Raw genomic sequence first — 19814 nt, forward strand, 5'->3', positions numbered from 1 at the left:
CGCATCCGTGGTTTGACGCCCGGCATTCAAACCAACCCTTTGCGCCATGCTGCCGCTAGTTGCCCTTTTCATTGCCGCCTTCGCTTTCGGCACGACTGAGTTCGTCATCGCCGGCGTGCTGCCGGAGGTGGCGCAAGGGCTCGGCGTGTCCGTTCCCACTGCCGGCTATCTCGTCTCCGGCTACGCTTGCGGCATCGCCATAGGCGGTCCGCTGCTGGCGCTCGCCACCAGCAGGGTCTCGCGCAAGGCGCTGCTCATCGGGCTGACGATCGCCTTCACCCTTGGCCAGGCCGCCTGCGCGCTGGCGCCCGATTTCACTTCGATGCTTCTGCTGCGTGTCGCGACCGCCGTGGCGCATGGCTGCTATTTCGGCGTCGCCATGGTCGTCGCGGTCGGCCTGGTGCGCGAGGATCAGCGCGGTCGGGCTGTGGCGGTCATCCTCTCGGGACTGACCGTCTCCAACGTCATCGGCGTGCCGGTCGGCACCGCGATCGGCGGTCTCTGGGGCTGGCGCGCGACCTTCTGGGTGATGTGCGCGCTGGGCATCGTCGCGATCATCGCCATGGCCGCGCTGCTGCTGCGCACCGCGGGCGCAGCCAACCGGCCCGCCGGCCTGGCGCGTGAAGTGCGCGTGCTCGGCCGCCAGCAGGTCTGGACCTCGCTCATCCTGATGCTGATGCTGATGATCGGCCAGTTCGGCCTCTTCACCTATATCACGCCGACGCTGCTCGAAATCACCGGCCTCGACGAGAGCCTGATCCCCTTCGTGCTGCTGCTCAACGGCGTCGGCGCCACGATCGGCGTTCTTTTGGGCGGCAAGCTCGCCGACTGGAAGCTGATGCCGTCGCTGATCACCATGCTTTTCCTGCAGGCGGTGATGCTTGGCGTCATCTACGCCGTCAGCCCCTATCCGGTGCCGATGATCGTCGCCATCGTCATCTGGGGCGGCCTCAACTTCGCCATCGGCGCGCCGATCCAGACCCGCATCCTCTCCTGGACGGCGGACGCGTCTAACCTGGCTTCCTCGCTCATCCCGTCCGGCTTCAACGTAGGCATCGCGCTCGCCGCATCGCTGGGCGCGGCAATGCTCAATGCCGGCTTCGGCTATCGCAGCCTGCCGGTTGCCGGAGCGCTCGCCATGCTGGTGGCCGTAGTCGTCGCGCTCGCCTCGCAGGCGTGGGAATGGCGCAGCCGCGCGACGCCGCCGCTGCCGGCCGCGGCGGAGTAGGGCCGCCGCTCCGTCGCCGGCCTGACTGGATCAAACCGGAGCTGACGAGATTTCGAAGCGACCGGCAAGGATCGACAGCAAACTGCGCAGGCCCTCCTCCAGCCTTTCGCGGCTGGATGCGGCGCCCAGCGCCAGGCGCAAGCCGTCGGCTATGCCGGGCACGACGGAAAACTCCTCCGCTGGACTGATGGCCAATCCGCGGCGCCTGGCCACATCGCCAAGCTCTGACGAGCGCGGCCGCCCCTCCAGCGGATACCACAAATGCAGGCTCGTTTGCGTCGAGGCGAAACCCGCCGGCAGGATCTTGCGCGCGATCTTCTGCCTGGCCTCCGCCTCGGCTCGCACCGCGCCCGTGATCTCGCCGGCCAAGCCGCTTCGCACCCACTCGCAGGCGAGACCCGTCATCAGCGGCGGCGCCATCATGGTGATGCCCCGGATTGCCGCCGCGATCCGCTCGACGGCCTGCACGTTGGGCGCGGCAAGGAAAGCGGTACGCAGGAATGGCGAGATGCATTTCGCCAATGTCGCCACATGGAAAGTCCGCTCCGGCGCCAGACTGAGGAAGCCCGGCGGGGAAGTGGTTTGCAGTGGACTGTAGGGATCGTCCTCGACGACCATCAGGCCAAGTTTGCCCGCCATCCGCGCAATTTCCCGGCGCCGGCCCTCCGGCATGGTGAGCGCGGTGGGATTGTGGAGCGTCGGGTTGACATAGAGGACGCGCGCGCCGTGTCGTCGCGCCGCTTCCTCCAGATGGTCGGGACGCATGCCGCTATCGTCACGGCCGACACCGGTCAGCTTCCGGCCCGTGGTCTCCGCCAGCGCGATCAGGCCGGGATAGGTCAGCGTGTCGGTGAGGATCGTATCGCCCTCGCGGGTTTGCGACAGAAGGACGGCCGCGAGCAGCGCCTGCGCCCCCGACCCGACAGCCACGCGTTCGACCGGCAGCCTGTCGCCGGTTGCGGCGAGCCATAACGAGGCGGCGGCGCGTTCGGCGGGTGAACCCGGGCCGGGATGGTAGGAAAGCAGCGCTTCCGCGCTTGAACGTTTGAGCAGCCCTTCTATGCCGCTCCTGATCAATACCGGCAGGCTGAGACCCGAGGGCGCCGGCGGAATGTTCATGCTCAGATCGAGGATCGGCTCTTCCGGCTCGCCGGGCGTGACGAAGGTGCCGCGACCGGCCGTTGCATCGATCAGGTTCCTGCGCCGGGCTTCGGTGAACGCCCTGGTGACCGTGGTCAGATCCACGCCAAGGGAGCGGGCAAGCTCCCGCTGCGGCGGCAGCCTGTCCCCAGGCTGCAGCCGGCCGATCGAGCGGGCGGCAGCAAGGGCATCGACAATTTTGAGATAGATCGGCCGAGGGCCTTCCTCCAAGGGAGAAAGCCAGCTGAGGTCGCTCTCGTCGTTCATCCTGCGATCCATACATTTTGTCGCATTGTATGCATACAATCATGATACTAGTATGCGTTGGTGACCTCAAGGCCGATCGAAATGCCATGCGAGGTCCCTGGAGTGACGACCATGCAAGATTACGCGCACTATCCCCACCTCGACCCCTGGCGGGTTGGCATCCGTGGCCGCTGCCCGCGTTGTGGGAAGGGCCGGTTGTTCGACGGATTTCTGAAGCTGGCGCCGAAATGCGACGTCTGCGGGCTCGACTATTCGTTTGCCGATCCCGCCGATGGCCCGGCCTTCTTCGTCATCTGCTTTGCCTGTGTGCCCTCCGTGCTGTTCGCCGTCTGGGCCCAGGTGACCTTCGAGCCTTCCATGTGGTTCCACGCCTTCGTTTCGGTGCCGATAATTCTGGCGACCTGCATTCCGCCGCTCCGGCCGCTGAAAGGCTGGCTTGTCGCCAGCCAGTTCTACTACAAGGCCGAAGAAGGGCGGCTGGCCAGGCCCGGCGAGTAGCGCACCGGCACCCCTTGCCGCGACGGGGTCTAAAGATCGATCCGGAATTTGAGGCTTTCCGCCCCGCCATAGGCGGCATCCTCGAAGAAGCGGCCGACCAGCCTGCCGCCATTGGCCGTGATCACCTTTTGGGAGGTCGGGTTGTGGGGCTTTGCGGTGATCTCGACATGGTCGAGACCCACCGCCCTCGCCTCTTCCAGCATCAGCCGCAGCGCTTCAGTCGCGTAGCCGCGGCCTCGCTTCCAGGGCACCACGGCGTAGCCGATATGGCCGAGCACATGCGAGGGCAACGCCGACGTGCCCTTCTGCCAGCGAAGCCCGATCGAGCCGGCCATCTCGCCATCCCAGATCCAGCGCCGGAAACCCGGCAGGCGTGGCACGGTCGTGCCGTCCGGCAATGTGATCGGCGGCCCTTTCGCCTCTGGGTCGTCAAGACCGGCGAGAAATGCCACCGGGTCTTCCTCGATGGCCGCGAGCTGCTCACGCGTCGCTTCCAGGAGCCGCACATTGTCCGGCGACCAGCCGCGCTCCAGCGCTGACTTGTAGGACGGCAGATGTTCGAGCGCGGGCTTGACGATTTCGACCATGATCCGGTGTCCTCTTGCAGACCCGGCAGGCATAGCCGCGGCACGGATTGCGCTCAAGCTGCCTGAAAGCGGATTTCGCCCTTGTTCAGGAAGCACATCTTGTCGAAGAGCGACAAATCCAAAGGGTTCGGCAGCCGGACATCGCCAAGGTCGGGAAATGGCTTCCTGGACAGATCGTACGACCGGTCGATCTGGGAGATGAAGATCAGGATCAGTCCTCTGTCGCGCGCAAAAGACCGCAACATCGGAACTTGTATCTTAAGCTCCGGATTCTCGCGCCTCTGGTCGAGAAGTTGCAGGTAGTCGATGACCGCCAGTGTCCCGCGAGGCGCCGTCCGCAACCTGCCGATGATGTGGTCGGCACAGATGGCGTCCGAATTGTCGAATTCGAACAGGCCGTCGAAGAGCGCCGGCTCGGCCTCGATGACGCGAAACCGATCCAGAATGTCCGTGTGCGTGTACTCCAGCGTAAAGAATACGCTGTGTCGGCCGGATTTCATCGCCTCGACCGCAAGCTCGAGGCTCATCAAGGTCTTGCCCTGGCCAGGCCTTGCGCCGACCAGCACGAGGTCGCCAGGCGCCAGTTGCGCAAGCAAGTCACCTGCGGGTGTCGCCTCTGCGGCTTTGGCCGCAAGCAGGCTCCAGCTGGCGAAGCCCTCCCCGGCGGCGACCCGATCGAGGGCCAGGTGAAGCGGCACTCCTTCCCCGCGGGAAAGGAGCCTGGCCTGGCGCTTCAGACGATAGACGGGCGCGGAAAGCCGCATCGAAAAACCTCCTGGTGCGAGCAGTCTTCGCAACCCCTCCTTATGCCTGGTGCTCGAACAGTCGGTTGAGTGATCCAATGCCCCGCATGGACGATGCTTTCCCGATGGAGGGAGGAGGCGTGGGCGCGCCGGAATCACATGATACCCCAACACGAACGGGCCGGGAATCACGGATGTTCAGGGCACGCTGAACTAGAAGTGTTTCGCCGATCGGCGTGAGGGCTTTTATGATTGGCGCAGGTGATTCATCCCAGGAAATAGCGGCTGGAGAGGGGAAATAATCCGGTGCGGTTGAGATCTGTTTCGCTGGGCGTCGCGATTGTCTGCTTCCTCGCCGTTGCCGGCGCGCTGACGATGTCGGCCCGATCCTTCGCGGCGCTGCGGTCGTCGAGCATTCCGACCTGGCTGCAGGCCCATGTCGGCGAAGGCGACGGCCAGATCGCTCAGGTGGTCTTGGAACGGGCACGCGCGCTTTACCTGAAGAAGGTGAGCGAAGGTTCCGTGAAAAATCCCTGCTACTTCGCCATGGACGCGACGCGTCCCGGCGATCTGGGCAACGGAGTGCTGGGACGCCGCTACTACATCATCTGCGAGGCCGAGCAGTCGTTCCGCGCGGTCTCGGCCGGTCACGGTGGCGGCCGAAACCTGAAAGGCGTCGCGGATTTTTCAAACGGCAGGCGTTGCGCCAAGAACTTCGGCAACGCGATGGACTCGGAACTGACGGCCGGCGGCGCTTATATGACCGCCGAGGCGAAAACGTCGTTCAAGGGTTTCTACCGTGTCGGTGCGAAGCAGAACGCCGTGTTCATGCGCACCTTCATACAGTTCGATGGCGAAGGCGAAACCGCAAACGCCAGGCAACGCGTGATCGGCGGGCACCCGGCAGCGCTGCTGAGGGGAATGTGCCTTCGCAAAAGCCCTAACAGCTCATACGCCGACCACGACGGCTATGTTCCCTTTGGCAAGCTGGTGAATTACGCCGGCGGCCGCAGCAATGGCTGCACAAGTTGGTCGCCCGCGGATGCCGAGCAGATCATCCCGATGGTGAAGGACAATCCGACTACGCTCTACATCTATCCGGAATCGCGAGACATTGCCGCCATGGCGCGTACCGTGGCGGCCAGACAATCGGCTTCGGCCGCCGAACTGTACTGGAACGCATCCTGCCTGAAGGAGATCGGCGCTCCGAAATTTTGGCCGAAGAGAATGCTCGAGCCGATCATCGCGCAATACAAGAAGGATCACCCTTTGCCGCCTCCGCAACCGGTGCCGATCTGCAAGGGTCCGTGAGTTCCCGCCGTCGGTCGACAATTCTTACTGAAGCAATCCCTTGACGACGGCGCTTTGGCTCGGCGAGGTCCATCCGGCCGTCACGGCCTGCGCCCGCTCGCTGGCAAACATCGTGAGGCACCATTCCGATCGGACTTCGTCGTGCCGCAGGATGTAGAGCGCGCCATCGCTGCCCTTGATCTTGCAATAGCGGTAGTCGGCGCCGAACCATTGGTCGACCATCTCGAAAACATCAATCTGCTCGCCGTTGAGGCTGAACCTCCGGGGCACGTCGACGTCGCCGTCTTGCCGAGTTTCGACCTTGATCCGCATGCGCGCCTCCGCCCATTTGATAGAGGTTGATCGTTGTCCTTCACCTAGGTACTCGCCCAGCCGCCTGCCACCCGACCGGCTCGGACGGGCCTGATCGCCCGCGAAAGAACGCAGCCGCAAGACGATCTACAGCACCTGCTCGAGAAACGCCTTCGTCCGCGCCTCCCGCGGATGATCCAATATTTCCTGCGGCGAGCCGTGCTCCACGATGACGCCTTGATCGGTGAAATAGATGCGGTTGGCGATCTCGCGCGCAAAACCCATCTCATGGGTGACGAGGATACACGTCATTCCTTCAGCTGCCAGTTCGCGTATCGTGACCAGCACTTCCTTGACGGTTTCGGGATCGAGCGCGGCCGTCACCTCGTCGAACAGCATCAGATCCGGACGCATCGCGAGCGAGCGGGCAATGGCGACACGCTGCTGCTGACCGCCGGACAATTCTCCCGGATAGGCGTCTTCCTTCCCTTCGAGGCGGACCTTCCTGATCAGCGCCCGCGCCCGTGCCTCGACCTCACGGCGGTCCTGCTTGAGGACGTGGATCGGCGCCATCATGATGTTTTGCAGCGCGGTCTTGTGCGGAAACAGATTGTACTGCTGGAAGACCATGCCCACCTTGCGGCGCAGCGCCAGCTTGTCCACTGCCGGATCATTGACTTCCTGTCCCTCGACGATGATCGAGCCGGAATTGATCGGCACCAGCGCGTTGATGGACCGGATCAATGTCGACTTGCCGGAGCCGGACGGCCCTATGATGCAGATGACCTCGCCCTTCATCACCTGAAGGCTGATCCCCTTGAGCACTTCGATCTCGCCGAACGACTTGTGCACGTCCTGGAGACGCACCATCGGTTCATTGGGGGTCCAGGCTGCCATGGCTCAGCTCTTGACGTTGAAGCGCCGCTCGAGACGGACAGTCCAAAGATTGATCGGGTAGCAATAGATGAAGAAGCACAGCAGCGCGAAAGCGTAGAGCGGCGCCAAAAGGTCCGTCCGGCCACCTTCGGCATTGTGAACCTGCACTGTCAGGGTCAGCATCTCGTTGATGCCCACGACCGAGGCCAGCACCGTCGCCATCGTGACGAGCGAATACAGGTTCATCCAAGGTGGCAGCATCCGCTTCACGCATTGCGGCAAGATGATCATCCACATCGTCTGCCGGCGGGTGAAGGCCAGCGAGTCGGCCGCTTCCCATTGGCCGCTGGAAATGGATTGCACCGCCCCGCGCACGATCTCGGCGACGTTGGCCATGACCGGCAGCGCGAAGCCGATGACCGCCTTGACCCAGTCAGGAAACGGAACCGTGACGTCGCCGATGCGGAACTGGTAGGGGATGAGGTACATGGCGAAGAACAGCAGCACCAGCCATGGCGCGTTGCGGAAGAACTGGGTCAGCACCCACGCGCAGCGGCTGAGCCAGTGGAACTCGCTCAGCTGAAGCAGACCAAGGCCAAGACCCGCGATCGTGCCCAGCGCCATCGACAGCACGGAAATAAGAAGATTGAAGCCGAAGCCGGTCAAAAGCAGCGGCATCCATTTGATGATGACGCCGATTATCGACAGCTCTTCCGAACCCGTCTGGGCACCGGCGGTGGGCGCGAACAAAAGCACTGCCGCGACCAAAGCCAGGCCGTGCCGGGCACGAAACCGCAAAGCCGGCACGGAAGGTGGCCGAACCGGCAGCAGCACGGGCAGGTCGGTCATTGGTTTGATGCGTCCTTCCGTCATTGGCCGAATCCCGGGATGCGCAGCGACCGCTCCCAGCGGTGCATGACCCATACGAGCACGCCGACCAGCAGAACGAACGTAGCCAACAGCACGCACATCATTTCCGTCACGTTCTGCGATTCCGCCCAGATTTGCGTGACCGCATAAAGCGCCTCGGGAACCGCGATGGCGTAGGCAAGCGTAGTGGTCTTCAGCAGATTGACCAGATTGTTGTTCAACGCCGGCAGGCAGACGCGCAACGCCAGCGGCAGGACGACATGGCGGTAAGCGCCGAGGCGCGTATAGCCGAGGGCTTCGGCCGCCTCCACCGTGGTTTGAGGCACTGCTTCGATTCCGGACCGGAAGATTTCGATGTTGAAGGCGCCGGCAAACAGGGAAAGGGAAATGATCGCCCACTGCAGGTTGCTAAGCAGCGGCTCGCGCAGGCCGATGTCGTTGTAGGTGGCTGGCAGCAGCTCGCCCATGCCGAAATAGAAAAAGAAGATCTGAACCAAGGGCGGCGTGTTGCGAAAAATGACGACGAAGATCTCGACGAGGCCGCGCACGATCCCGATCCGCGAGCTTTGCAACCAGGCGCCGGTCACCCCCACGACGAGGCTGATGAGGATCGACACGACGCTCAGATAGATCGTCATGCCGACGCCCCTGGCGAACTGGGTCGCATCGTAGGGATCGTAGAAGATCGTGAAATTCAGCCCTGTAGTCTCGTAGAGGCTACGAAACCAAGCGGCGATTTCCTGCATGCATATCACCCACTGGCAGAGGCAACCAAGGCGCGCGGTCTTTCCACGAGCGCGCCGGTCGCTCGAGGCATGTCAGCTCTGGTTCTTGTACTTGTCGTGCATGCGCTTTGAATAATCGGTGGGCATGATGCCCCACTTCTGTTCGAGCTCGACGATCCTGCCCTTTTTCATCCACTCGATCGTGGCCTTGGAAACGAAATCCCTCAGATCGTCATTGCCCGGCGCCACGGCCATGATCCAGGGAGTCTCCATGATGCCCTTCAGCGGCATGGAATAGTCGGCGGACCATTGCTTATCGAGCAGTTTGCCTTGAATGAATGTCTGGTCATAAAGATAGCCTACACAATTGCCCTGCTTCAGCGCGACGAGCGGCTTGTCGGAGCCATCGAGCCCGACGATCTTGGCGCCGTATTTCTCGGCGACCGACTTGTTGTAAAACGAACCGATCGTCGCGCAGAGCGGCTTGTCCTTCAGGTCCTCCCAGGACTTGATCTTGGCGCGGTTCGATATCAGCACATTGACCGAATCCGAATAATAAGGCGGATCGACTGCTTCCACGACCTTCCGGCGCTCCGGCTTGTCGGACATGGTTGCAATCAGAAGGTCGATCTTTCCCTGCTGGAGGAACTCCATCCGGTTGGCGGCGACGACCGGCACGAATTCCAACTTGACGCCGAGCTGCTTGGCGAGATCGGCTGCCAGATCTGGCTCGATGCCGACGATCGCCCCGGACGGATCGCGGAATCCGAACGGCTTGTAGTCGGCCTTGGTTCCGACGATCAGCGTGCCGCGGGCCTTGATGTCGTCCATCTTGCCTGCCCACGCCTGCGCCGTCAGCATGGCAAGCGTGATGCCCGCAACGACAAAGGAAAGTCTCTTCATTCGCTCCACTCCCGGATAACGCGCGTCAGCCCGTCTCACCGGCGGTCATGACAGCCGGTGGCGTCGAAGCTAGAGCGCGGTTGCGCAAGGTCAATGAAACGAGGGGACCCGGCGAGGTCCTTGGGCCCTCACCGGCCATGAGGTCGTGTGCGTTCGACGATCGTAGCAACCAGCACATCGAGAGCGTCGATTTTCGCCAGGTCGGCATCGAGGCCATCGACGAGGAGCGAAAGTTCGGTGCATGCGATCACCAGGAAATCGACATCGCCGGCAATTAGTCGGCGCGCGACGACATCGAACCGGCTGCGCAATCCGGCCGTCGCGCCTTCCTTCTTGACCGCCTTGATGATGGCCATGATTTCCGCCTGATCGTCTGGATATCGGGTTTCGATGCCGAACGCTTCGAACGCTCTTTCGTAGAGTCCCAATTGCAGCACCGCGGTGGAGGCGAGCATGCCGATGCGTCGCCGGCTGAGCGGCCGGCGCGCGACCGCCCCGGCGGTCAGCGTGACCATGTCGAGGAGCGGTATGCGGACCGCCGAGGCGATGTCGGCGGCATAGCCATGGGCAGTATTGCAGGCGATGGCGAGCATCGTGGCGCCGGCGCTTTCCAGTCCCTTTGCCATGCGCACCAGTTCGTCGAGCGGGCTCGGCCCGATGCCGTCGATCAGGGCATCGATGCGCGACGGAACCTTGGGGTTCTGGTCGACCAGAAGATGAATGTGGTCGGCGTCGTCCGCGGCGGGCGTCGCCTCCATGACCCGGCGCATCAGCTCGATCGTGGCCGCCGGCCCCATGCCGCCGAGCACGCCGACGATGGGGTGAGCGGGCGGGTAGTAGCTGCTCATCTCGATACGGCCTTCTGAATATCCCTCGGAGTCTGACGGCCTGCCGGTCAGAAATTGCTCTGGAGATCGGTCGGATAACCGAACAGTCCGGCCGAGCCGCCGGTGTGTAGAAAGACGACGGTCTCGCCCTTCTTGAAGAAACCCTTTCCCGCCAGGTCGATCAATCCGGCCATGCCCTTTCCGGAGTAGACCGGGTCCAGCAGAATGGCATCGGTGCGCGCCAGTGTGCGGATCGCCGCGATCGTATCGGCGGCCGGCAAGCCGTAGCCGTCGCCGATATAGTCGCAGTTGGCAACGACATCCTCGCGTTTCACGCTACCGGCAAGGCCGAGCTTCTCGGCCGTCCGGCTCGCGAGTGAGAAGACGTTTTCCTCCTGCTTGGCCTTCGGCGCGCGCACGCCGATGCCAAGCACCGGCACGCCGCTGTTGATGCCGATCAGCCCGGTGACCAGGCCAGCCTGGGTTCCGGCGCTGCCGGTCGCATGCACGACACGATCGATCTTGAGGCCGATCGCGTTCGCCTGGTAGATCAGCTCGATGGCCGCGTTCACGTAGCCGAGCGCGCCGATCGGGTTCGATCCGCCGCCCGGTATCGTGTAGACTTTACGGCCCCCGGCGCGCAGCCTTTCAGCGACCTTTTCCATCTCGCCGTTCATGTCGGGATTGGCCGGGCAGCGCTCGATAGTAGCGCCGTGGAGACGGTCGAGAAGCACATTGCCATTTTCCTTGTAGTCGAAATCGGTCTTGCCGGTTCGGTCCTCCAGCAGCAGATGACAGGCCATGCCGAGCTTGGCGGCGGCAGCGGCGGTCTGCCGCGCATGATTGGACTGGGTAGCGCCCTGCGTCATGACGGTGTCGGCGCCTTCGGCCAGCGCCTCGGCCATCAGGAACTCGAGCTTGCGCGTCTTGTTGCCGCCGGTCGAAAGGCCGGTGCAGTCATCGCGCTTGATCCAGATCTCCGGGCCGTTCAATTCCCTGGTCAGGTTCTCGAGCCGTTCGAGAGGCGTGGGCAGGTGGCCGAGCGCAACACGAGGATAGCGGGCGAGATTCATCATCGTGTCCTCCTTCATGGCGGGGAATGCCGCGCGCCGTTTTCAAACTGCGCCGGCACGGCTTGAACCGGGCTGCGTGCCCCTTACATCGTCCTCGCGGCGGAAGCGGCAAGAATGCCTGCCGGCTGCAGCAGTCGCCTACTGCAGCAGCCCTTTGACGATGGCGCTTGCCTTGGCGAAGTCCATCTGGCCGGCATATTTCTGCTTCAGCGCGCCGATCACCTTGCCCATGTCCTTCTGGCTGGCCGCGCTGGTGGTGGCAATCGCTTCCCGCGCGGCCGCCATGATCGCCGCATCGTCGAGCTGCTTCGGCAGGAACGCGCGGATGATCTCCATCTCGCCGCGCTCCTGCGCGGCCAGTTCCGGCCGCTTGCCGTCCTCGAAGGCCTTGGCCGATTCCTCGCGCTGCTTCACCATCTTGGCGAGAATCTGCAGGATCTCCTCCTCGCTCGCCGCCGGCTTGCCGGCGCCGCGATTGGCGATGTCGCGGTCATGGATGGCGGCCTGGATCAGCCTGAGCGTCGGCAGGCGGTGCTTGTCCTGCGCCTTCATCGCGCTCTTCATGGATTCGGCGATTTTCTCGCGCATCGTGCTTCTCCTTCGATCGCGGCGGACAATAGCTTTGCTGGCGGGCTAAGGCAAATTCCGACAAATTATTGATATTGCTTGGCGAAATAAATCGATTCCGTTCGCGGCGAGCGTCATTGACCGCTTTGGCGCCTTCCCCTATGTACTGAGCCTCGCATGAACTGAAAATCTGGTTGCGCGCAGGCTCGCGAATTTGGCGCTGCGCGTTGTTTGCTGCGCGGATCGTCCCGCAAACGGGGTGATCTGGAAGCTGCTTCTAGGAGTGCCACCATGGCCACGACCACTGCTCCCTGGGCCACCGAAAAGCCGACCGCCCTTCTGGTGCTTGCCGACGGCACGGTGATCGAGGGCCGTGGCCTCGGTGCCACAGGATCGGCGGTCGCGGAAGTGTGCTTTAACACCGCGCTCACCGGCTACGAGGAGATTCTGACCGATCCCTCCTATGCCGGCCAGATCGTCACCTTCACCTTCCCGCATATCGGTAATGTCGGCACCAACGCCGAGGATATCGAAGACCTCAACCCGGCGGCGCGCGCCGGGGCTGTCGGCGCGATCTTCAAGGCCAATGTCACCGACCCGTCCAGCTACCGGGCTGCCGGGCATCTCGATCAATGGCTGAAGCGGCGCGGCATCGTCGCGCTTTGCGGCATCGATACCCGTGCGCTCACCGTGCTGATCCGCGAGAAGGGCATGCCCAACGCCGTCATCGCCCACGCGCCCGATGGCGTCTTCGACGTCGACGATCTCAAGCAGCGCGCCGCTGCCTGGTCAGGACTGATCGGCCTCGACCTCGCCAAGGAAGTAACCTCGGGCCAGTCCTCGGTCTGGCGCGAGACGCCCTGGGCCTGGAACAAGGGTTTTGGCGAGCAGGACGAGCCGTCGATGCATGTCGTGGCCATCGACTATGGCGTCAAGCGCAACATCCTGCGCCTGCTCGCGGGCCTCGGCGCCAAGGTCACCGTCGTGCCGGCCAAGACCGGCGCGGAGGAGATCCTGGCCATGCGGCCGGACGGCATCTTCCTCTCCAACGGTCCCGGCGACCCGGAAGCGACCGGCGAATATGCCGTGCCGGTGATCCAGGACCTCTTGAAGACCGACATCCCGGTGTTCGGCATCTGCCTCGGCCACCAGATGCTGGCGCTGGCGCTCGGCGGCAGGACCCAGAAGATGCACCAGGGCCATCATGGCGCCAACCATCCGGTCAAGGACCACACGACCGGCAAGGTCGAGATCGTCTCGATGAACCATGGTTTCGCGGTCGATGCCGACTCGCTGCCTGAAGGCGTCGAGGAAACGCATGTCTCGCTGTTCGACGGCTCGAATTGCGGCATCGCGCTGACCGGCCGGCCGGTGTTTTCGGTCCAGCATCATCCCGAGGCCTCGCCCGGTCCGCAGGATTCGCACTATCTCTTCCGCCGCTTCGTCAACCTCATCCGCGAGCGGCGCGGCGAGCCGTCGCTGGCCGAGCGCGCCTGACCACGACGCGGCTCAAGCGGGGTCGGTCACGGCCCCCTGCGCATGCATGCGCTCGACTTCCTTTGGCGTCGGCTTGGCCACCTTCGTCACGAAGACGAACACCGCCAGCGTGAGGAAAACCGCGCCGAGCACATAAGGCGCCCCGCCGAACTCAACCGGCGCGCGCGGGCCGGTGAACCAGGAAAAAATCGCCGTATAAAGCAGCGGCGTGATGATCGAGGTGATCGAGAAGATCGAGGTCATCGCGCCCTGCAGTTCACCTTGCGCCGAGGGCGGCACCTTGGCGGCAGCGAGGCTTCTCAGCGGCGGATCGGCAAGCGCCTCCAGGCAGCCGGCGACGATCACCGCATAGATCATCCAGCCTTGCGTCGCGAACGCGTAGCCGAAAGCGCTGAGTGCGGTGAAGGTGAGGCCGATCGCCGCCGTCTTCCATTCGCCGAGCTTGGGGATGACGCGCGGCAACACGGTCGCCATGACGATCGCGCCGCACAGGCCGAAGGCGCCGAGCGAGAAGCCGATCTGCTGCTGGTTCCAGCCGTAGCGATAGCTGGAGACAAAGGACCAGACCGCCGGATACATCATGTGGCCGAGCGTCATCAGGAAGAAGACGAGCCCGATCCAGCCGATGCCCTGATAGTTACGCATCTGGATGAGCGTGCCGACCGGATTGGCGCGCTTCCACTCGAAGCGGCGGCGATGCTGCTCTTCGAGCGTCTCCGGCAGCAGGAACATCGCGATCAGGAAGTTCACGAAGGCGAGTCCGGCGGCGAAATAGAACGGCACGCGCGGCCCGAACGTGCCGAGCAGGCCGCCGAGCACCGGGCCGATGACGAAGCCGACGCCGAAGGCGATGCCGAGCAGGCCGAAATTCTTGGCCCTGTTCTCGTCGTTCGAAATGTCGGCGATGAAGGCCGATGTCGTCGAGTAGCTGGCGCCGGAGATGCCGGCGAGCACGCGGCCGATGAACAGCATCGGGAAGGACCAGGCGATGGCGCAGATCAGGTTGTCGATGGAAAAGGTGAGCACCGAGGCGAGCAGGATCGGCCGCCGGCCGAAACGGTCGCTCAAGCCGCCGATGACCGGCGCGAAGAAGAACTGCATCGCCGCATAGACGAAGAAAAGCCAGCCGCCCTCGATCGCCGCCTCGCTGACGCCGACGCCGGTGAGTTCCTGCAGATAGGCGGGCAGCACCGGCATAATGATGCCGAAGCCGATGATGTCGAGCAAAAGCGTGGTGAAAACGAGCGCAAGGCCCCGCTTGGCGGTCTTGGGGTCGATCATGATGGTCAAGCTCCTCGGCCGCCCAAAGCATGTCTCCCGAAAGGTGGAAACCGGTTTCGGGATAAAGGCATGCGCAAATTCAAAAACCTAAAGCGCGTCGCCTGGCTCCGTTCAGCGCGACGCGCTTTAGGGCACAGGCGGGAGGCACCTTATAGGCGAGCTTGCCGCCAGGAACAATAAGCGAACGGCGGCAACTGCCTCATCCTGACATCGTTGCCGGCGGCGCCGCTGAAGGAGCGCGGCGCTAAACCGCCGGTTCAGACCGGATTGTTGAACGTATCGCAGTCCGAAAGCTTGCCGCTCTTGTAGCCGCGCGCCAGCCAGGTCTGCCGCTGCGCGGAAGTGCCATGGTTGAAGCTTTCCGGAACGACATAGCCCTGCATCTTCTTCTGCAGCGTGTCGTCGCCGATCTGCTTGGCGGCATTCAGCGCGCTTTCCATGTCGCCTTGTTCCAAGATGCCCTTCTGCGCGGTGTAGTGCGCCCAGACACCGGCGAAGCAGTCGGCCTGAAGCTCGACCCGCACAGACATCTGATTGGCCTCCGCCTCGCCCATGCTCTGCCGCATCTGGTTGAACTTCTGCATGATGCCGGTGAGGTTCTGCACATGATGGCCGACCTCATGCGCGACCACATAGGCCCGCGCGAACTCGCCCGAAGCGCCGAACTGCTGGTCGAGCTGCTGGAAGAAGGTCATGTCGAGATAGACCTTGTGGTCGCCCGGACAATAGAACGGTCCCGCCGCGGAGGAGGCAAAGCCGCAGGCCGAGCGGATCTGGCCGCTGAACAGCACCAGCTTGGGGTCCTCGTAGGTGAGACCGTTGGCCTTGAAGATGCCGGTCCAGGTGTCCTCGGTCTCCGCAAGCACGGTCGCCACGAACTGCTTCATCTCGTCGGAAGCAGGCGCCCCGGTGCTGTCCTGCGAGCCGCTGTTGTCGGTGATCTGGCCACCGCTGCCGTCACCTAGAATCTGCGACGGGTCGAAGCCGAAATACCATCCGGCGAGAACGACGAGGATGACCAGGATGATGCTCGAGCCGCCGCCGGCCCGTCCGCCGATCGGAATGCGGAACTGACCAGGGCTGCCACCCAATCCGCCACCGAGTCCGCCGCCACTATCGCTGCGCTCGTCCTCGATATTGTCGCTCTGACGACGGCCTCTCCAAAGCATGGCAACTCCTCGCAATGCAGATGTCCTGGAAGGATTGGTCCGCCGACCGCCCCTTCTGACAATTATCGCAACGCATACCCCAAGTCACAGCATTTTTCGCGCCGGCGGCGCTGCACCGTCGCGCTCCGCAACCGATCCGTGTCTCCGGGCACTGGGCTCAGCGGGCGGCAGTCATCGCCCTGCGAAAGGCTTCCAGTGTCTCGGCGCTGACATGGTGCTCGATGCCCTCGGCGTCGATCCGCGCGGTCTCGGCGCTGACGCCAAGCGAGCGCAGGAAGGCTTCGACCGTCTGGTGACGGATGCGGCTCTCCTCCGCCACCTTGCGGCCGGATTCGGTGAGGAACACGCCGCGGTAGGGCTTTCTGGAAACTAGCCCGTCGGCGCATAGCCTGGTCAGCATCTTCGCGACCGTCGGCTGGGCGACGCCAAGCCTGGCCGCGATATCGACCTGACGAGCCTCGTTGCCGTCCTCGATAAGGTCGGCGATCAGTTCGACATAGTCCTCGACGAGCGCGCTGCGGCGCGCCTCGCGCGTTTGCCGGAACCCTTCCGAATGGATCTCGGCATCGGGAAGCGGCTTTTCGCGTCGAACCGGTCTGTTCCTCAGCGCCAATACGCGCTCCTTCCTGGCTGGCCGAAGCCTGAATCGGGATCGCATTCATAACACGAACCCTGGTGGTCCGGCCGTTTATTTGCATTTCCGCTCACATGCAACCGGGCCCTCGGCATCGTCGATGCAAAAGCACAAACGATGAAACATAGCATATTGCATAATGTTGAGCCATGGCATAGATAAGGAGCACGATTGATCCGTTCCAATGGAACCCTCATGTCCGACGCCGAAGTAGCAGCAGTATCCCGTTCCGCATGGCGTTTCGACAGGCCCAACGACGAGCAGCCCAGTCTGCGCGAGGTCAACGCCACGATCGCGGTGCCGCGGACCGGCGTCTGGTTCCGCCGCCTGTTCGCCTTCATGGGCCCAGGCTACATGGTGTCGGTCGGCTATATGGACCCCGGCAATTGGGCGACCGATCTCGCCGGCGGCGCCCAATTCGGCTACACGCTGCTGTTCGTCATCATGCTGTCGAACCTGATGGCGATCCTCTTGCAGGCACTGGCCGCCCGCCTCGGCATCGCCACCGGCCGCGACCTCGCGCAGGCCTGCCGCGCCTATTATCCGCACCCTGTCAATTTCCTGCTCTGGGTCGCCTGCGAGCTGGCGATTATCGCCTGCGACCTCGCCGAGGTGATCGGCACGGCAATCGCGCTGCAGCTTCTGTTCGGCATCCCGCTGATCGGCGGCGCCCTCATCACCGCGCTCGACGCCTTCCTCGTGCTGCTGCTGATGAACAGGGGCTTCCGTTATCTCGAGGCTTTCGTCGTCGCGCTGCTGATCGTCATCTTTGGCTGCTTTGCCGTCCAGATCTTCGTCGCCGCGCCGCCTGCCGCCACCATCCTGCATTCGATGTTCGTGCCGTCGTCCGAGATCGTCACCAACCCGGCGATGCTCTACATTGCAATCGGCATCATCGGCGCCACGGTGATGCCGCACAATCTCTACCTGCACTCTTCGATCGTGCAGACCCGAGCCTATGACCGTACCGACGCGGGCAAGCGCGACGCCATCAAGTGGGCGACCACGGATTCGACGATCGCGCTGATCCTGGCGCTGTTCGTCAACGCCTCCATCCTGATCGTTGCAGCCGTGGCTTTCCACGGCACCGGCCACCAGGATGTCGCCGAAATCGGCCAGGCCTTCGAGCTCCTGTCGCCATTGCTGGGCTTGAGCATCGCCTCGATCCTGTTCGCCGTCGCGCTGCTCGCCTCCGGCCTCAACTCGACGGTCACCGCGACGCTCGCGGGCCAGATCGTCATGGAAGGCTTCCTGCGCCTGCGCATCCCGCAGTGGGCGCGTCGCTTGTTGACGCGCGGCGCCGCCATCGTCCCCGTCGTGATCGTGACCGCGCTCTACGGCGAAAAGGGCACGGCCCAACTCCTGGTCTTCAGCCAGGTCATCCTGTCGATGCAGTTGCCCTTCGCCGTGGTGCCTTTGGTGCAGTTCGTGTCGGACAAGAAGAAAATGGGCAATTTCGCCATCCCGCGCAGCGTCGCAGCGCTCGCCTGGGTGGTCGCAGCAATCATCCTGGCGCTCAACTTCAAGCTGCTTTACGACACCATCGCCGGCTGAGATGGAACCGCGACATCCGAGCCGGCCGCGCTATCTTCTGGAAGCATGACCGGATCGGACGACGCCCGAAAATTCTACGCCAAGCTGATGGCCGCGCATGCACGCTCCGCCGATCCCCGCATCGAGGAGGTGTTCGCCTCGGTGCCGCGCGAGGCCTTTCTCGGGCCTGGACCGTGGACCGTCTTTGCCGGCGACGGCGGGTTCAAAACGCCGACCGCCGATCCAAGCTACATCTACCAGAACGTGCTTGTGGTGCTCGATGCCGAAAAGGGCATCAACAACGGCGAGCCGGTCCTGCACGCCATGTGGATCGGCAAGGTCGAACCGAGGCCCGGCGAAGCCGTCACCCATATCGGCGCCGGCACCGGCTACTACACCGCGCTGCTGGCGAAGCTGGTCGAGCCTGGCGGCAGCGTCACCGCCTTCGAGATCGAGGCCGATCTCGCGGAGCGAGCAAGCCAGAATCTTGCAGCTTACGGCAATGTGAAAGTCATCCACGGCAACGCGGTCGCCAGCCTGCTACCGCCGTCCGACATCATCTATGTCAATGCCGGTGTCGCCGCCCCTCCGCCGGCATGGTTGAGGGTGCTCAAACCCGGCGGCCGCATGATCTTCCCCTGGCGTCCCGCCGAGCGCATCGGCTTGGCGGTGATCGTCACGCGCATGGAGAGAGGCTTTGCCTGCCAGCCGTTCATGGGCTCCTGGTTCATCCCCTGCGTCGGCGCCTGGGTCGCCGGACCAGGGGCAAAAGTGCCGACCCGCGAGCGCGCCGCGCGCACGCGCTCGATTTGGCTGAGTGAAGACAAGGCGCCCGACCGCACCGCCACTGCCGTCTTCGGCGACGTCTGGTTCTCGTCCCGCGCCATCCGCGCCGGGCGCAAGCGTTAAATTTTGCAAGGCCTTGTCGAAAACCAGTCTTGTCGTTCGTCCTTAGAGCAATTCCAGGAAAAGTGCGTAGCGGTTTTCCGTCCGGAATTGCGTAAAGACAAACATTTGAGCAGCTCAGCGCTTCTGTGGAAGCTGAGCTGCTCTAGCCTGAAATCCGCCCGCGACGGCGCGGATCACGAGAGGAGAAAACAGATGCGCAAGATCATCGCCGCCACCTTCGTCAGCCTCGACGGTGTCATGCAGGCCCCAGGCGGGCCGGAAGAGGATCCGGTCGGCGGCTTTCAATTCGGTGGCTGGACGTTCCATTATTTCGACGAGGTTGCGGGCGCGGCAATAGACGAGCTGTTGTCCAAGCCCTTCGCCCTGCTGCTCGGCCGCAGAACCTACGACATCTTCGCCGCATACTGGCCGTATCAGAAGGATCCGATCGCGGATGCCTTCAACCCTGCGACCAAATATGTAGCCACACATCGGCCAGAGTCGCTCACCTGGCAGAACACCCAGTCGCTTGGGCCGGATGTGGTCGCAAGGCTTAAGGAACTCAAACAGGAAGACGGACCTGACCTGCTTATCCAGGGATCGGGCAATCTGATCCAGACCCTGCTCGCCAACGGGCTGATCGACGAGATCCGGCTGATGATCTTCCCGCTGTTGCTGGGCAAGGGCAAGCGGCTGTTCGGCGAGGACGCGATGCCGGCCGCCTTCAAGCTCATCAGGTCGCAGACTTCCAGTACCGGCGTCATCATGGCGACCTATGAGCGTGGCGGCGAGGTCCGCATAGGGTCGTTTGCTCAGCAGGAGCCTTCGAAGGCCGAGCTCGAACGGCGCAAGAACTGGAAGTGACGGGACGGCCCGGCACCTTTCCTCTCCCTCCGGAGGAAAGGA

At 63.5% G+C, this 19814-nt stretch carries 21 protein-coding genes; 7 read left to right on the plus strand and 14 right to left on the minus strand.

Translation table 11 applies throughout. The features are described from left to right. Positions 1 to 46: 46 nt before the first annotated feature. Positions 47 to 1228 (plus strand): MFS transporter, encoded by a 1182-nt coding sequence (locus tag P9236_RS12085; RefSeq protein ID WP_278074844.1) that lies wholly within the window; start codon positions 47 to 49, stop codon positions 1226 to 1228. A 30-nt stretch (positions 1229 to 1258) separates the two neighbouring features. On the opposite strand, the gene P9236_RS12090 is transcribed toward P9236_RS12085, so the two are convergent. Then, the gene (locus tag P9236_RS12090; protein WP_278074845.1) at positions 1259 to 2635 is read right to left on the minus strand and encodes a PLP-dependent aminotransferase family protein; all 1377 of its coding nucleotides are present in this window, start codon (positions 2633 to 2635) and stop codon (positions 1259 to 1261) included. Positions 2636 to 2746: 111 nt separating this feature from the next. Here P9236_RS12090 and P9236_RS12095 point away from each other — a divergent pair, with 111 nt between their 5' ends. Beyond that, positions 2747 to 3133, plus strand: a complete 387-nt coding sequence (locus P9236_RS12095; RefSeq protein WP_278074846.1) for a DUF983 domain-containing protein — start codon at positions 2747 to 2749, stop codon at positions 3131 to 3133. A 29-nt stretch (positions 3134 to 3162) separates the two neighbouring features. On the opposite strand, the gene P9236_RS12100 is transcribed toward P9236_RS12095, so the two are convergent. Further along, positions 3163 to 3720, minus strand: coding sequence for a GNAT family N-acetyltransferase (locus P9236_RS12100; protein ID WP_278074847.1), 558 nt, complete (start codon positions 3718 to 3720; stop codon positions 3163 to 3165). 53 nt (positions 3721 to 3773) lie between these two features. Continuing rightward, positions 3774 to 4484, minus strand: coding sequence for a DNA helicase (locus tag P9236_RS12105; protein ID WP_278074848.1), 711 nt, complete (start codon positions 4482 to 4484; stop codon positions 3774 to 3776). Between the two features lie 285 nt (positions 4485 to 4769). Between P9236_RS12105 and P9236_RS12110 the strand changes: the two genes are divergently transcribed. Beyond that, positions 4770 to 5774 carry a hypothetical protein gene (locus P9236_RS12110; protein ID WP_278074849.1) on the plus strand — a complete coding sequence of 335 codons (1005 nt, stop codon included), beginning with the start codon at positions 4770 to 4772 and terminating at the stop codon, positions 5772 to 5774. Between the two features lie 24 nt (positions 5775 to 5798). On the opposite strand, the gene P9236_RS12115 is transcribed toward P9236_RS12110, so the two are convergent. From P9236_RS12115 to P9236_RS12150, 8 genes are all read right to left on the minus strand, one after another. Continuing rightward, on the minus strand, positions 5799 to 6086 hold the full coding sequence (locus P9236_RS12115; RefSeq protein ID WP_278074850.1) for a hypothetical protein: 288 nt from the start codon (positions 6084 to 6086) through the stop codon (positions 5799 to 5801). A 126-nt stretch (positions 6087 to 6212) separates the two neighbouring features. Then, on the minus strand, positions 6213 to 6962 hold the full coding sequence (locus tag P9236_RS12120; RefSeq protein ID WP_278074851.1) for an amino acid ABC transporter ATP-binding protein: 750 nt from the start codon (positions 6960 to 6962) through the stop codon (positions 6213 to 6215). Positions 6963 to 6965: 3 nt separating this feature from the next. Continuing rightward, a complete protein-coding gene (locus P9236_RS12125; RefSeq protein WP_278074852.1) occupies positions 6966 to 7790 on the minus strand; it encodes an amino acid ABC transporter permease in 825 nt (274 codons plus the stop codon). A gap of 20 nt (positions 7791 to 7810) precedes the next feature. After that, entirely contained in the window at positions 7811 to 8557 is a 747-nt protein-coding gene (locus P9236_RS12130) for an amino acid ABC transporter permease (protein ID WP_278074853.1), read from the minus strand. A 72-nt stretch (positions 8558 to 8629) separates the two neighbouring features. After that, positions 8630 to 9439, minus strand: a complete 810-nt coding sequence (locus P9236_RS12135) for a transporter substrate-binding domain-containing protein (protein ID WP_278074854.1) — start codon at positions 9437 to 9439, stop codon at positions 8630 to 8632. A 128-nt stretch (positions 9440 to 9567) separates the two neighbouring features. Beyond that, positions 9568 to 10287 (minus strand): amino acid racemase, encoded by a 720-nt coding sequence (locus P9236_RS12140; protein ID WP_278074855.1) that lies wholly within the window; start codon positions 10285 to 10287, stop codon positions 9568 to 9570. Positions 10288 to 10334: 47 nt separating this feature from the next. Next, positions 10335 to 11339 carry a D-cysteine desulfhydrase gene (locus tag P9236_RS12145; protein ID WP_278075002.1) on the minus strand — a complete coding sequence of 335 codons (1005 nt, stop codon included), beginning with the start codon at positions 11337 to 11339 and terminating at the stop codon, positions 10335 to 10337. A 138-nt stretch (positions 11340 to 11477) separates the two neighbouring features. Next, positions 11478 to 11927 (minus strand): GatB/YqeY domain-containing protein, encoded by a 450-nt coding sequence (locus tag P9236_RS12150; RefSeq protein WP_278074856.1) that lies wholly within the window; start codon positions 11925 to 11927, stop codon positions 11478 to 11480. Between the two features lie 270 nt (positions 11928 to 12197). On the opposite strand from P9236_RS12150, the gene carA reads away from it, so the two are divergent. After that, positions 12198 to 13403: a glutamine-hydrolyzing carbamoyl-phosphate synthase small subunit gene (gene carA, locus P9236_RS12155; protein ID WP_278074857.1), complete on the plus strand. Its 1206-nt coding sequence runs from the start codon at positions 12198 to 12200 to the stop codon at positions 13401 to 13403. A gap of 12 nt (positions 13404 to 13415) precedes the next feature. On the opposite strand, the gene P9236_RS12160 is transcribed toward carA, so the two are convergent. The 3 genes from P9236_RS12160 to mntR all read right to left on the minus strand — a co-directional run bounded on the left by P9236_RS12160 (position 13416) and on the right by mntR (position 16466). Then, positions 13416 to 14684, minus strand: coding sequence for a TCR/Tet family MFS transporter (locus tag P9236_RS12160; protein ID WP_278074858.1), 1269 nt, complete (start codon positions 14682 to 14684; stop codon positions 13416 to 13418). Between the two features lie 257 nt (positions 14685 to 14941). Further along, the gene (locus P9236_RS12165; RefSeq protein WP_278074859.1) at positions 14942 to 15853 is read right to left on the minus strand and encodes a neutral zinc metallopeptidase; all 912 of its coding nucleotides are present in this window, start codon (positions 15851 to 15853) and stop codon (positions 14942 to 14944) included. 157 nt (positions 15854 to 16010) lie between these two features. Continuing rightward, a complete protein-coding gene (gene mntR, locus P9236_RS12170; RefSeq protein ID WP_278074860.1) occupies positions 16011 to 16466 on the minus strand; it encodes a manganese-binding transcriptional regulator MntR in 456 nt (151 codons plus the stop codon). 216 nt (positions 16467 to 16682) lie between these two features. Between mntR and P9236_RS12175 the strand changes: the two genes are divergently transcribed. The 3 genes from P9236_RS12175 to P9236_RS12185 all read left to right on the plus strand — a co-directional run bounded on the left by P9236_RS12175 (position 16683) and on the right by P9236_RS12185 (position 19772). Then, complete coding sequence (locus P9236_RS12175) at positions 16683 to 18041, plus strand: Nramp family divalent metal transporter (protein WP_278074861.1); 1359 nt, start codon at positions 16683 to 16685, stop codon at positions 18039 to 18041. 45 nt (positions 18042 to 18086) lie between these two features. Next, the gene (locus P9236_RS12180) at positions 18087 to 18929 is read left to right on the plus strand and encodes an rRNA adenine N-6-methyltransferase family protein (RefSeq protein WP_278074862.1); all 843 of its coding nucleotides are present in this window, start codon (positions 18087 to 18089) and stop codon (positions 18927 to 18929) included. 192 nt (positions 18930 to 19121) lie between these two features. After that, positions 19122 to 19772: a dihydrofolate reductase family protein gene (locus P9236_RS12185; protein WP_278074863.1), complete on the plus strand. Its 651-nt coding sequence runs from the start codon at positions 19122 to 19124 to the stop codon at positions 19770 to 19772. Positions 19773 to 19814: the final 42 nt, after the last annotated feature.

Origin of the sequence: Mesorhizobium sp. WSM4884 (assembly GCF_029625675.1) — a bacterium.
In the GTDB taxonomy this organism is placed as follows: domain Bacteria; phylum Pseudomonadota; class Alphaproteobacteria; order Rhizobiales; family Rhizobiaceae; genus Mesorhizobium.